Source organism: Pseudoalteromonas sp. TAE56 (assembly GCF_000497955.1).
Lineage (GTDB): Bacteria > Pseudomonadota > Gammaproteobacteria > Enterobacterales > Alteromonadaceae > Pseudoalteromonas.
This window is the reverse complement of record NZ_AUTN01000080.1, coordinates 1-13,730: the sequence shown is the minus strand read 5'-3', so window position 1 is coordinate 13,730 and position 13,730 is coordinate 1. Positions and strand designations below refer to the sequence as shown.

Genomic DNA, 13,730 nt, shown 5'->3' with positions numbered 1-13,730 from the left:
GAGGTTTTTTTATGCCTAAAAATTAACTAGTAACTTATACCAATTCACTTAATTAAATGAGCTATTCTGAGGTAAAAAAACGGTTTCGATAACAAGATGAAACCTAGCTCAGCTGAAGCAAAAGCCTTCCATTAAAGCTCTCGGCATATCTTAGGGAGGTACATAAATCTGATTAGCATGCTAATTATGCGTCTTGCTCTTGATTCGTTATATCGCCAATTCGATTATTTAACTCTTCGTCACTAACATCTTCTTTGTGCGTACCAATGATCCATATATGACCAAATGGGTCTTGTAGTGTGCCGGTCCTATCCCCATAAAACTGGTCATGTACGGGTCTTATTAGTGTTGCACCAAGCTCAATTGCTTTTTTAAATACGGTATCAACATCTTCAACATAAAGCATAAGGCTTAGCGCTGTACCACCGAGTTCTTTTGGACTTTTTAAATACTCTTCAGAACCAATATCTGAAAGCATAATATGCGAATCACCAATTATTATTTCTGCATGGGCTATTCCACCATCAGGTAAAGGCATTTGCATTACGTGTTCTGCACTAAATGCATCACAATAAAAATCTATCGCTTTTTGTGCGTCATTCATAATTAAATAAGGTGTAACTGAATGAAACCCTTTTGGTATTGCTGAGACTGCCATAATATTCTCCTTTACTTACACGGTGATTTTTAATATTTAATTAACTAAATATGCGTTTAATTGCCCCTAAATTTAAGCTTAGCTCATACAAAAAATTGCGTTACTTTTCGAGGTTTAAACGCTTATGCCAAGCAGCAATACTTTCATCAGGGTACTCTTCAAATTGCTTGTCACCTTCATTAATGGGCGCATTTACCCAATTTGCTTTACTACCAAGCATTAAATGAGTGCGCTCTGGCGGTATGGGTAACTCATTATCTATTGCACCTGCAAAGGGGTGAACTTGCTCAGGCCAACGTGCATCGTATAACCACAAGTTAGCGCTACAATGCTTACAAAAATGACGCTCTGCTGGGCTGATTTTATCGCCTATTTTTGCATGATAAATAGTTATGTGTTCACGCCCTGTGACTTCAAGCGTGCTGTATTGCGCGTTCAAGTTAATAACAAAACCGCCGCTCCCTGCGGTTTTACGACAAATAGAGCAGTAACATAAATTGTAAGGATAAGGGTGTTTTGAGTTGACTGTAAATACCACTTTACCACAGTGACAAGCGCCATTAAGCTTCATAATATATCCAATTTTATTGTTGGCTTGAACTAATACCTTAGCTAGGTGAGCTTAAAAAAACCACAACACTTACATGCTGTGGTTTTATTTATCACTAACCCATATCGACTAGCGCTTCCAATATCTTAAATTACGCAATGTATTTATAAATTTATCGGCTGAATGTGCCTCTAAATCTATCCAACCATTATCTGCTTTTCCATCAAGTCCTGCCGCTTTAAATAAAGGCTTAGCCTCATTTGTAAAGCCTATAAATTTCATGTGTGCATATGCATCACTTACAAAGTCTTTGGCTTCTGCAATGGCAGCTAGTTTTTTAGCTCCCTCTTCGGTGGTTAGTACAAGTACCGCATCATATAAAACCGATGGACCACCATTAATAACCTGATCTGCTTTAAAGTGCTTACCTTTACTGCATTTAGCACCGCCGACTTGTGGGGCAATAATTTCAAAGTTTGCGCCTTCACTTTCAAGTGCATTAGTAACCGATTCAAAAATTTCTGCATCAAACCCGTCACTCACTAAAATACCTAACTTACGCCCTTTGAATGTATTTGGCGCATTTTTTAAAATACTTAACGCATCAGACACAGGTAAGTCTTTACGTGTTGGCATAGCAGATTCAGCTGGGTCTGGCATTTCTTGCAAGCCAAGTCCTTCGGCCACTTTATTTGCGAGGGTTTCGTCAATATTTAACAAGTGCGATACCAAGCGTTCTCGTATTGGTAAATGCTCAACTTTAGAAAGCTCAAACACGTACGCAGATTGAATATGCGCCTGCTCTACCTCTGTTTGACTTAAATAAAATTGACGAGCTTGACTGTAATGATCGCTGAATGTTTCTGAGCGATAACGCAGTTTATCACCGCCGCTAACTTCAGGCTCGCTTGAGCTTTTAAAGCCATGTACCGGGCATTCGCGCGGGTTGTTTTCGTCGCCGCTCCATGAGTTTGGCTCGTAATTAACACGCCCTTTTGGATTATGCATTGCCATGTGGCCATCTTGCTGAAAATGACGCATTGGGCATTTAGGCGCATTCACCGGAATATGCGTAAAGTTAGGACCACCTAAACGCTTAGTTTGAGTATCTAAGTATGAAAAGTTACGACCTTGCAGTAGCGGGTCGGGAGTAAAATCGAGCCCTGGTACAATGTTTTGAGTACAAAATGCAACTTGCTCTGTTTCTGCAAAAAAGTTGTCTACAACACGGTCAAGCACCATGCGGCCAACAATTTGAACTGGCACTTGTTCCTCTGGTATAAGCTTAGTGGCATCAAAAATATCAAATTCAAATTCATCAGCAAATTGCTGATCAAACACTTGCACACCTAACTCCCATTCAGGGAAGTCGCCATTGCCAATAGATTCCCACATATCTCTGCGATGAAAATCAGGATCGGCGCCGTTAAGCTTAAGTGCTTCGTTCCATACTACCGATTGCATACCGCCTTTTGGCTTCCAATGAAATTTAACAAATTTTTCATCGCCTTTGGCATTAATAAATTTAAAGGTATGAACACCAAAGCCTTCCATAAAGCGCAACGAGCGCGGAATAGCTCTATCAGACATTGCCCACATAACCATGTGCATTGACTCAGGTGACAAGCTCACAAAATCCCAAAAGTTATCGTGCGCGGTTTGCGCTTGCGGAAAACCTCGGTCGGGCTCTGCTTTAGCTGAATGAACTAAGTCTGGAAACTTCATTGCATCCTGAATAAAAAATACCGGTATATTGTTACCCACTAAATCCCAGTTTCCCTCTTGGGTATAAAACTTAACCGCAAAACCGCGTACATCACGGGCTAAATCTGGCGATCCTTTATTACCTGCAACCGTAGAGAAACGAGTAAACACTGGCGTTTTTTCACCTTTTCGCTGAAAAATATCTGCACAGGTTAAATCTTCAAGTGTGTCGTAAGTTTCAAAATATCCGTGTGCACCATAACCTCTAGCGTGCACTACTCGCTCAGGAATGCGTTCGTGATCAAAATGAAAGATCTTCTCGCGCATTATATGATCTTCTAATAATCCTGGGCCACGCTTACCTGCACGTAATGAGTTTTGATCGTCGCTTACAGGGCAGCCCTGCGCGGTGGTCATGGTAGGGTGTTCGTCCGACGCCTTTTGATGCAATTCGCCGCCATGCCCTTTATTACCTGAGTATTTAAATGATTCAGCCATGTTTAGTCCTTCATACAGTTTGATTTAATGGGTCAATAGTTTTTATGAGCTTTAAAGCTAAAAGCGACTATGCAAATGCAAAATAAAGACCAGCCATCCAACCTAGTAAGAAAGGGCTGTACAGATAACAATGTAGTATTTGAGGTGGTTTATAAAAGAAAAAGTTACACAGGTATGTAACTTTTTCAGACAAAAAAAGAGCACTTAAAAGTGCTCTTAGATTTAAATCATTTTAAATTTAGTTAATCTTTGCTTTCGTTAACTAAAATAACTTTACGATGTGGGAAAGGTATTTCGATGTTGTTTTCATCTAGTGCTTTTTTAATTAACTCTGGCACTGTGTAAAGAATATCGAAGTAATGCTCGCCCTTACAAAAAGGTCTTACTAAAAAGTCTACTGAGCTGTTGTTAAGTGTTTCTACTTCAACAAAAGGAGCTGGGTCTTTTAGTATGTGTGGATGCGCTTCAAGTACGGCATCTATAACTTTACGTACAGCCGTTGTATCTTCACCGTAAGCAACACCAAAATGCATATCCACACCACGAATTGGATGATGTGAATGGTTTATAATTTGCACGCCCCAAATTTGACTATTTGGAATAATAACCTGTTGGTTATCGAACGTTTGTAAAATAGTAGTAAACATATCGACCTCAGTTACTTTACCAAAGCGCCCTGCTGCCTCAATAAAGTCATTCACTTTATAAGGTCTAAATATTAGCAACATAACGCCTGCTGCAAGGTTCGACATTGCACCTTGTAACGCCAAGCCTATAGCAAGTCCCGCGGCACCGAGTAAAGCAATAATAGAAGCTGTTTGTACACCAAAGCGATTTAACACAGCAATAATAACGAACGCTAATATGATGTATCGAGCCATGCTGCCTAAAAAGCGAAAAAGCGTGTCATCAAGGTGAGTGTATTTGTGGCATAAGCCAATAATTAAATTGCGTACTTTGCCTGCCAACCACAAGCCCGCAAGTAAAATTGCAATCGCCAGTAATATGTTGGTTGCCCACGTAATTGCAGCGGGTAAATATTGATTAATATCAATGTTGTTTATTATGTCTTCCATTGTTTTTCCTGTTTTAAAAACTTTTAACTAGCTTCAATCCATACTAAGCGCAACAGTTTAACAAAAAATTAACTAAAGTACGACTATAGGAGTAATTTAAAACATAAAGAAAGAGCGTTACCCTCAATACATGTTGTCGCTCACGTAAATCTTTCACCCATAATTTTGCTTTCAATCCTTGGTTTATAGCTTAAATAATTAAACTTCAACTAGTTCATAAATAAAGCTAATACCCGAGATAAATCTCGGTTAACTCTCTTAATTTTCTAATTATTACTGGCACTCATCTATAAATTTACCGATAATCTCACCTAAGCGCGCATATATTGGCGAGACAACACAATTGGATGAAATTAAAAACAAAGGATTATTATGAAAAAGTACTCAATTTTACTTACAGCGGCAGCACTTATTGTACTTGCTGGTTGTTCAACATCTGTTGCAGTAAGAGACTTTGAACAAAACCCTATTCCGCAAACATCAACAATTACCAACAGTGAAGCTGACGTAGAAAAAGGTATTCTAAAAGCATGTATTCAGCTTGGGTGGAAGTGTACGCCTATGAGTGAAGGTAAAATAAAAGGTGTACTGGATATTCGCACACACCAATTAACAATCGATATTGCGTATGACAAAACGGCATACTCAATCAACTATAAAGACTCAATTAACTTAAACTACAACGGCAAAAAAATTCACCGTCAGTATGTTAATTGGGTAACAAACCTTATACGCCATATAGACGCTGAAATGATTTAGCAGCGCGTTAATCTGCTTTAAACATTATAAAAAGCACTAAATATGAATAATAAAAATGGAGAAGCTACCTATAGCTTCTCCATTTTTTAGTTGAGTTTTAAACAGTAATAATTACGTCAAAAATATTACTAACGTTCAACTAGCTAAAAGGCAAAAAAGCACCAAACCTAACACTATTAGTAAAAGTACTCTCCCGTATTTTCACTCTATGATGAATGAGTGATTTTTTACTTATCCCCCTTCGTAAAAACATATTTTATATCTTGCTATAACGCAGCTTCGCTCATATAGTCAGCAAATTATCACACCTTTATTTTGAACACCTTTGTTTATGAAATCTTCTGCTCCTGCTAGTGATTTTGGTACCTTATTAGGTTACGCACCTGGTAATGTTGCTGTGTATTCATCTGATTATGATACGGCTGACGAAAGTATTTATCCTAATCGTAGCGCCTTTCGTAGTTACCTTGATGGCATTTACATGGGCTATAAATGGCAATGCGTTGAGTTTGCACGTCGATGGATGTATCTCAACCATAGTTATATTTTTGATGATATTGCTATGGCTTACGATATTTTTGAGCTGCGTTCTGTGCGCGATGTAAATAGTCAAAACAGACTGCCACTAAACGCGTTTAAAAACGGTGCTAAACATCATCCTCAGGTAGGTAGCTTACTTATTTGGGAAGAAGGCGGCGAGTTTGAAGAAACAGGCCATGTTGCTGTCGTTGTTGAAGTATATGAAGATAAAATACGCCTTGCTGAGCAAAATGTAGGACACCAAATATGGCCAAAAGATCAAAGCTGGTGTCGTGAACTAAAAGCAAAAGTAACTAAAGATGGCGACTATTGGATTGAGTGCTCTTACAGCGACGCCACTATTTTAGGCTGGATGACACAAACTGATGAAACAGAATATGCTGAGCCAACGTCAGAGCTAAACACCGATTTATTTATTATAGAAGCCCATAAAGCAGTAGATACAGGCCAAGCAAACAAGTCATGGTTAAATATTGCGAATGACGATGAAGCTGCCTACGTAGAAATGATGCAAGGCCATAAACTTACATCAGTAGCTGAGGATCAACATAATTACTTTGCGATATCTCAAACGGCGCAGCAAAGCATTGAGCATGCTACAAATGAGCTACATGGCTTATTTATGCATGCAACCGACTATGTACTGCAGCACCCTGAGTTATTAAAAAAGTTCAATTTACCCGATGTTGTGCTTAATAAAATTCGCCAATCGTGGGATAACCGCTTAAACCAATTAATTACCAGTCGGTTTGACTTTGCTCTAACCACAGCAGGTTTAAAAGTTTACGAATACAATTGCGATTCGGCATCGTGTTATATGGAAAGCGGTAAGGTTCAGGGTAAATGGGCAAAACACTTTGGTGTTAAAACAGGTGTAGATGCAGGCCAAAATTTATTTAAAGACCTAGTAAAGGCATGGCATAAAAGTGAGGTAAAAGGTCTTGTTCATATTCTGCAAGATGATGAACCAGAAGAGCATTACCATGCATTATTTATGAAAGAAGCCATTGAAGCAGCTGGCTTTGAGTGTAAGTTAGTAATTGGTTTAAACACACTTAGCTGGAATGAATCGGGCAACATAGTAGATGCAGATGGCGCACAACTGAGTTATGTATGGAAAACATGGTCGTGGGAAACCGCACTTGATCAAATCCGTGAAGAATGCGAAGCCGATCAATCATTAGGTGATAACTTTGAACCACAATTCAAAATTGGTGAAAAGCCACGCTTAGTTGATGTATTACTGCGTAAAAATGTCATGGTGTTTGAACCGCTGTGGACATTAATTCCTAGTAACAAAGCTATTTTGCCAATACTGTGGAGCTTATTCCCTAATCATAAATATTTACTTAATACCGCGTTTGATCTTAACGACGAGTTATTACAAACCGGGTATGTAGTTAAACCAATAGTAGGACGCTGTGGCGCTAATATTCAACTTGTTGATGAACAGCAGCAAGTTATAGAAAAAACAACTGGGCACTTTGCAGAGCAAGACCAAATATATCAACAGTTATTTGCACTGCCTAAAGTTGATGATTACTTTGTACAAATATGTAGTTTTACAGCTGCCGGAAAATACTCTGGTGGTGGCGTACGCGTTGATAAAAGCATGATCATAAACGGCCATAGCGATTGTATGGCACTGCGTATTAAATAAACAATACTAAGCCCGCAATTTTGCTGCGGGCTTAAGTTTGTGTAGCCCTTCCCTCTTTTAAGTTTTATAGCTATCTCAAGCGAGTTACTCCTGATAGAGTAAATTTATCAAACACCACAAACTAAGGTATTTCATGGCGAATCAATTTAATGTGCTTGGCACACGTTTAAAATTATGTTGCGGTAATGGTGGTTACACACGTGAAGGGTTTTGTTATGTACCAGAATCAGATCTTGGGAATCACAGTGTATGTGCAATTATGACTGATGAGTTTTTACAATTTTCAAAATCGCAAGGTAACGACTTAATAAGCCCAAACCCTCTTTACGATTTTGAAGGTTTAAAAGCCGGTGATAAATGGTGCTTATGTGCAGTAAGGTGGCTGCATGCAATTTCGGCTAATGTCGCGCCGCCAGTGGTACTTGAAGCCACAAATAAAAAAGCGCTAGAAATAGTACCGTTCGATGTTTTAAAAGCGAATGAATATATAGCCAAAACTTAAATTCACTTAAGCGTTATTAAAATAAAGTCTGCAGATTTTACAAATGTATGCAGGCTTTTCAAAAATCAAATGCTCCCTTCATCACCTAAAACCTCAAAAAAAACATAAAATCATGTTTTTAAAGTGATTTTTAAAAAGTTCACTTACGGCATAGCAGTTGCTTCATTAAGTTTAAGTCACGCTCATAACGCAACATTTTATATGAGCAACACATTACTTAAGTAGGAGAAATTATGAGTAACAATAACGAATCAAACAAAACAACTAAATTTACCGCGCCAGGTATGAGTGACGAATCAGCTCAAAAAACAATAGCAAAGCTCGATAACCGCATGGTTGCATTGATAGACTTACAGCTTACTTTAAAGCACATTCACTGGAACGTAGTGGGACCAAACTTTATTGGCGTACACGAAATGATAGACCCACAGGTAGACATTGTCCGCGAAATGACAGATACCATTGCAGAGCGAATTGCGACTCTTGGGGGAGTACCTGTCGGTACGCCTAAATCTATTGTAGATCGTCGTACATGGAACGAATACTCAGTAGGTAAAGGGTTAGTAACCGAGCATTTAGCCGCACTTGATAAAGTATACAACGGCGTTAATGCCGATCATCGCAAAGCAATTGAGACTCTTTCTGAGCTAGATGCAGTGTCTGAAGATATGATCACCAGCCAATTAGCTGACCTAGAGCAATTTCAGTGGTTTATTAGAGCCCATTTAGAATCATCTACAGGCGAGCTAAAAAGCTAATATATTAAATCTAAGAAAGCCCAGCATTAATATGCTGGGCTTTTTTTTGCATAAAAATCACTCTATTTATTATCATATATAGATATGTATCAGTAAGCTCTAATACAAAATTAATATAAAAACAATAGAAAATTGGTATTACCAAAACAAATAACCAATAGAAAATTGAATGATTTTATACTCCTCACTATTTCGTAAATTTATAAGCCATACCCAACCTTCAATGAACATATTATTATTTTAACATCACTTAAAAAACAAACTAAATACGTATAAAAGTACGACATAAAATTTAAAAACAGTACTAAAAAATGTATTTAATAGTACAAATAATATAAAAAAACGCCTTTGGTAAACATACTTCAATAAAATTCACTCAAAATATAAAAAATAAAAATACAGCATAAGCCATTAAATTTATTAAATATAAGCAAAATAAAAGAACACTTTGTAATACACCTTGTGAATTTTTGGTAAACAAAGGTTGTAATAAAAGCTGAATTGGACTAATTTCAACCATACCACCTGTATGACACGCTACAGGGAAACAGCAGTTAAATTGGTTAACCAAACCAAGTAACAACACACACAATGACGTAAGTCGTACCCAAACGGGAGAGATACATGAAACTCAATCAAATTACTTCAACATTAATTAATAAACATAAAAGAAGTAGCTCTACAACAATCAGTGCAGCAGCCCTTTTATTAATGGCTTCTTCTACTATTGCAGCGCAAGAGGCTCCGACAGCTTCAGAAACAGCAGCTGCAGATATTGAAGTTATTGAAGTAAAAGGCATGCTAGGTAGTATGAAAGCCGCCGCTATGCTTAAGCGTACTGACGGACGTATTGTAGATGCGATTGTTGCTGAAGACATTGGTAAGTTACCTGATAATAATATTGCAGAAGCACTGCAACGTATTACCGGTGTATCTATTAATACCGATTTTGGTGTGGGTGACAGTGTTTCGATTCGTGGCTTACCTCAAAACCGTGTTGAATTAAATGGTCGCTCTACTATTGGTGACTCTCGTGACGGTATTAGCTTACAGGATTACCCATCAAGCTTCTTAAAAACGGTAGAGGTTGTTAAGTCCCCTACTGCCGATATGATTGAAGGCGCATTAGGCGGAACAGTTAGTCTAAAAACGGTTCGCCCATTAGAGTTAGATAAACTAACTGGTGCTGTTTCATTAGATGGTGAGTACGCTGATAAAACAGAAAAAGTAGCGCCTATTTTTAGCGGTTCACTTGGTAACAATTGGGATTTTGATGAAATGGGTACCTTTGGTGCCATTGCTATGTTTTCGTTTCAAGATCGCGAAATTCGTCAAGATGAAACGTCTAGCCGTGTTAAACCTCAAGACATCGAAATTAATGGCCAAGAAGGTAATACACCAAGTGGCAACGCTATCGTACGAGACGAGCACAGTGTTGAGCAATACGTAGAACAACGTAAACGTACTGCTGTAAATTTATCACTTCAATGGGCACCGCAATCTGGTAATGGCATGGTGTATCTAGATTTAAGTGGCACTAAACGCTCTGGTGAGCAAAGTGGTAACTCTATATTAGGTGTTGCGGGTTCACTATCAACAGATGCAAATACAACTCAAGATGCTAACGGCGTAAATAATTACACGTTAACCAACGAATTTGGTATTCCTAAAACATACAGTGACTTTCGTGAAACCGACTCGTTTTCAAATGCACTTGGCGCAGAGTGGAACCTTACTGACAGTATAAAAATCTCTGGTGAAATTGCGGTAGCATCATCAGAAAGTGTAAGACCAGATTCTGAATTTACACTTCGCCCAATCGAAAAATCAACATTTGAAGCAAGCGGCGGTGTTGATTTAGTAAACCATTTATATGATGGTGCATTTTCTCAAAACGGTAATAAATTACCAAGCATCATTCATTCAGATCCAAATGCATTTACTGACCCACAAAACTTAGCACTACGTACGTTTAAAAGTGAAGATAGAAGAACAGATAATGACGAAACAGCTATTCGTTTTGATGTTGAAATGTTTGAGCCACTCAGCAGCTTGAGCTGGGTGTCTAAAGTAAAAGCAGGTGTACGTGTTACTAACCGTGATTACGAATACGAGCAATACAAAGTAGAAATTAAAGACATTTACAAAAATGCATTTAACGACTCAGATGGTTCATTAGCTACTTTATGGGTTGATGACTACAACGCTGCTTTTTCAAATAGCTTCACAACAGTTAGCCACGACAACTCTTTTGACCAATTAGGTCATTCGGGGCAAAACGACCTACTAACGTTTTTAAGCTACAACGGTTTATCTAACCCAGCAAATACTTATGCTCAACTTCAGCAGTTACTTGCAGGCACAAACCTAGCGTCAACAGGCAGTCTTTCAGATAACCAAGAGTTCCAAGAAAGCGCATACCGTAACGTAGTTGAAGATACAGCTGCCGTATATATATCAGCATACTTAGACTTTGATAACATTACTGCGATTGTGGGTGGTCGTTATGTGACTACAGATTTAGAATCAAGCGTGTTCCTTAACGGCGAAAAAGTAACTGGCGACAATGACTACAGCGACTTTTTACCAAGCTTAAACGTTACGTATAACTACTCAGACGAAACATTATTTCGCTTTGCTGCTGCAAAAGTTATGCGACGCGCTGACTTTAGCGAGCTAAGCCCTGCGTTTGACGTTAATAACGACATTACAGGTGCAACGCAAGGCTCTATTGATTTAGAACCATACCGCGCAACACAATACGACTTATCTGTAGAGCATTACTTTGATGAAGGTAACGTACTATCTTTCGCAGTATTTTATAAAGATGTTGAGTCTTTCTTAAGTAACGAAAGTAGCTGTCAAGCTGCATCAAGCACTTCAACAGGTCAAAACGTAACTCAGTGGAACCAAGTATGTCAGCTTGACGTTGCAGGTGTATCACAAGACAACCTAGTTTACTCAGATGCAACAGACTTCCCAGTAGATGCAGATGGCTTTAACCATGTTGCAGGCTTGCGTGATGCAGGACTAACAGGTATCGATACAGTTAAAAATGTAAATGGCGAAAACGGCTCAGTACAAGGCTTTGAAGTTGGTTACCAACAGTTCTTCACAAGCTTACCTGGTGCATTTTCTGGCTTAGGTATTAATGCAAACTACACGTATGCAGACAGCGAACAACCAAACGGAAACCCGTTATTAGATATTTCTAAAAATACGTACAACTTACAAGTATTTTGGGAATACGAAGGGTTCTCTACTCGTATCGCTTATAACTACCGTGACAGTTTCTTAGATACTGAAAACGAGAAACGTGTAGAAAATATTAACTCAGACGGCAGTATTTCAGCAGAAGGCACTGTTTACGGTAATAACTATCGTGACGACAGAGGCCAGTTAGATTTCTCTGCAAGCTGGGATATTAACGAAAACATTACGCTAGTAGGTAATGCGACTAACTTAACGGGTGAGCCTTCTATCTACCTATCTGAACTAGGTGGTGCTTGGAAGTACACTGAAGCGGATCGCCGTTACAGCTTTGGTATTCGTGCTAAATTTTAATTTTCCCTAGAAACTAAAGCCTGCTTTTATGCAGGCTTTTTTACGTCTATAAAAAAATGACACTTTTGTTAAAACACAACACAATTTTTATAACTGAATATTTATTTAAAGCAATAAAATTATCATTGAATAATACTCCAAACTAAAATTTAGCTACCGTGTAAACAATATCAACCTCCTGCACATCACCTTTAGCGCACACCATAAAAATTCCACCAAAACCAAGTAACCTTGCGACTTGGTTATAAAGTGTCTAGTATTCTAAATGCCGTACTCATAATTGGTACGAAAAAGGATTAACAATGTCTCTAAAATATATAACAACAATATCAATCACATTATCATTACTATTATTAACAGCATGCGGCTCTGGGGGAAGTGAAACAAAAGTGGCTGTAAATACTGAAATAATAAAATCAACAGCAATCATTAATAACAGCCCCCTAAATGACTACAAAATAATTATCTATGGAAATAGCCATAGTTCGCAGTTAGGGGGATTATTAAATACGATTATTACAGCGCAATTACCTAACACTTCAGTTAAAACGATGACTGTCAGTGGCCGATTTTTAGATGAAATAGTCGCCGTAGATGCGAATGTCGATAAATTAAAAAGTGATAATTGGAGTCATTCTATTTTTCAAGGACAAAAGTACTCACAATCAGGTTCGACTGACTACCCTACGAGTGCAACTGAGCGATTAATCTCGAACGCAAAAGAGCATAAAATTACACCAATTTTATTTCCGGAGCATCCTCAAAAAGGGGATCCCACAGAAGCAAAGCTGGTTTACGACCTCCATTTATCAATCAGTAAAAAACAACCTAGCTGCATAGCGCCTGTTGGCTTTGTATGGAATCGAGTATTAGAAATAATGCCTAGTATAAACCTTCATAGTGCCGACGGTAATCACGCATCCTATGCAGGCAATGTCCTTACAGCGATGACCTTTTATCAAATCATTACCTCAGAATTAACAGATACAATGCCATTTATACCTGCTATAGATTTAACACAGCAAGAACAAGCCTTATTTGCACAAGTAGTAACAGAAGTACTTGAGTTATATCCGGCATGTGGAGCTAAATAATCTTAAAAAATTTAAAAACTAGATTTTAGATTTGGTTATTTCCAGAGGCGTTCGATATCAGTAGATTAATACCATGCACATAATCTGACTAAAAAGACAAACGCCTCAGGAGCATTAACTTTTATAATTAACTTTTCTGCCAAATTATAAATTTAATATCTTGATAAATAATCACCTGCAATTTATTAAAATAACCACCGTCCTAGCTATACTTATTTTGTTATTAAATTTACTATCGAAGCGTTACCACCAACAGGAAAATTGCAGTGCTGTCGCGTTTATATAATTTTATGCCGGGTTTAGATACATTGCTGCACTACGAGCGACAATGGTTTGCTGATGATGTAAGAGCGGCGCTATCGGTAGC

Annotated in this window: 10 protein-coding genes; 6 read left to right on the top strand and 4 right to left on the bottom strand. The window is 38.2% G+C overall.

Going from position 1 to position 13,730, the window contains the following annotated elements; translation table 11 throughout:
• Positions 1-184 precede the first annotated feature (184 nt).
• The 4 genes from L656_RS0108290 to L656_RS0108275 form a co-directional block, all read right to left on the bottom strand.
• The gene (locus tag L656_RS0108290) at positions 185-658 is read right to left on the bottom strand and encodes a VOC family protein (RefSeq protein ID WP_024598852.1); all 474 of its coding nucleotides are present in this window, start codon (positions 656-658) and stop codon (positions 185-187) included.
• Positions 659-758: 100 nt separating this feature from the next.
• Positions 759-1,229 (bottom strand): GFA family protein, encoded by a 471-nt coding sequence (locus L656_RS0108285; RefSeq protein ID WP_024598851.1) that lies wholly within the window; start codon positions 1,227-1,229, stop codon positions 759-761.
• Positions 1,230-1,337: 108 nt separating this feature from the next.
• Positions 1,338-3,410 carry a catalase gene (locus L656_RS0108280; protein ID WP_024598850.1) on the bottom strand — a complete coding sequence of 691 codons (2,073 nt, stop codon included), beginning with the start codon at positions 3,408-3,410 and terminating at the stop codon, positions 1,338-1,340.
• A gap of 242 nt (positions 3,411-3,652) precedes the next feature.
• Positions 3,653-4,486, bottom strand: coding sequence for a mechanosensitive ion channel family protein (locus L656_RS0108275; protein WP_024598849.1), 834 nt, complete (start codon positions 4,484-4,486; stop codon positions 3,653-3,655).
• A gap of 372 nt (positions 4,487-4,858) precedes the next feature.
• Here L656_RS0108275 and L656_RS0108270 point away from each other — a divergent pair, with 372 nt between their 5' ends.
• The 6 genes from L656_RS0108270 to L656_RS0108240 all read left to right on the top strand — a co-directional run bounded on the left by L656_RS0108270 (position 4,859) and on the right by L656_RS0108240 (position 13,363).
• Entirely contained in the window at positions 4,859-5,245 is a 387-nt protein-coding gene (locus tag L656_RS0108270) for a hypothetical protein (protein ID WP_024598848.1), read from the top strand.
• A gap of 331 nt (positions 5,246-5,576) precedes the next feature.
• Positions 5,577-7,445 (top strand): bifunctional glutathionylspermidine amidase/synthase, encoded by a 1,869-nt coding sequence (gene gss, locus L656_RS0108265; RefSeq protein ID WP_024598847.1) that lies wholly within the window; start codon positions 5,577-5,579, stop codon positions 7,443-7,445.
• A gap of 133 nt (positions 7,446-7,578) precedes the next feature.
• A complete protein-coding gene (locus L656_RS0108260) occupies positions 7,579-7,947 on the top strand; it encodes a DUF2237 family protein (protein ID WP_024598846.1) in 369 nt (122 codons plus the stop codon).
• 233 nt (positions 7,948-8,180) lie between these two features.
• Positions 8,181-8,705 carry a DNA starvation/stationary phase protection protein Dps gene (gene dps / locus L656_RS0108255; RefSeq protein WP_024598845.1) on the top strand — a complete coding sequence of 175 codons (525 nt, stop codon included), beginning with the start codon at positions 8,181-8,183 and terminating at the stop codon, positions 8,703-8,705.
• A 624-nt stretch (positions 8,706-9,329) separates the two neighbouring features.
• Positions 9,330-12,269, top strand: coding sequence for a TonB-dependent receptor (locus L656_RS0108245; protein ID WP_024598844.1), 2,940 nt, complete (start codon positions 9,330-9,332; stop codon positions 12,267-12,269).
• Positions 12,270-12,571: 302 nt separating this feature from the next.
• A complete protein-coding gene (locus tag L656_RS0108240) occupies positions 12,572-13,363 on the top strand; it encodes a hypothetical protein (protein ID WP_024598843.1) in 792 nt (263 codons plus the stop codon).
• Positions 13,364-13,730: the final 367 nt, after the last annotated feature.

What these genes read in the sequence shown, in the direction of transcription:
- L656_RS0108290 (WP_024598852.1), bottom strand. Translation starts at nt 658, where the DNA reads ATGGCAGTCTCAGCAATACCAAAAGGGTTTCATTCAGTTACACCTTAT.
- L656_RS0108285 (WP_024598851.1), bottom strand. Translation starts at nt 1,229, where the DNA reads ATGAAGCTTAATGGCGCTTGTCACTGTGGTAAAGTGGTATTTACAGTC.
- L656_RS0108280 (WP_024598850.1), bottom strand. Translation starts at nt 3,410, where the DNA reads ATGGCTGAATCATTTAAATACTCAGGTAATAAAGGGCATGGCGGCGAA.
- L656_RS0108275 (WP_024598849.1), bottom strand. Translation starts at nt 4,486, where the DNA reads ATGGAAGACATAATAAACAACATTGATATTAATCAATATTTACCCGCT.
- L656_RS0108270 (WP_024598848.1), top strand. Translation starts at nt 4,859, where the DNA reads ATGAAAAAGTACTCAATTTTACTTACAGCGGCAGCACTTATTGTACTT.
- gss (WP_024598847.1), top strand. Translation starts at nt 5,577, where the DNA reads ATGAAATCTTCTGCTCCTGCTAGTGATTTTGGTACCTTATTAGGTTAC.
- L656_RS0108260 (WP_024598846.1), top strand. Translation starts at nt 7,579, where the DNA reads ATGGCGAATCAATTTAATGTGCTTGGCACACGTTTAAAATTATGTTGC.
- dps (WP_024598845.1), top strand. Translation starts at nt 8,181, where the DNA reads ATGAGTAACAATAACGAATCAAACAAAACAACTAAATTTACCGCGCCA.
- L656_RS0108245 (WP_024598844.1), top strand. Translation starts at nt 9,330, where the DNA reads ATGAAACTCAATCAAATTACTTCAACATTAATTAATAAACATAAAAGA.
- L656_RS0108240 (WP_024598843.1), top strand. Translation starts at nt 12,572, where the DNA reads ATGTCTCTAAAATATATAACAACAATATCAATCACATTATCATTACTA.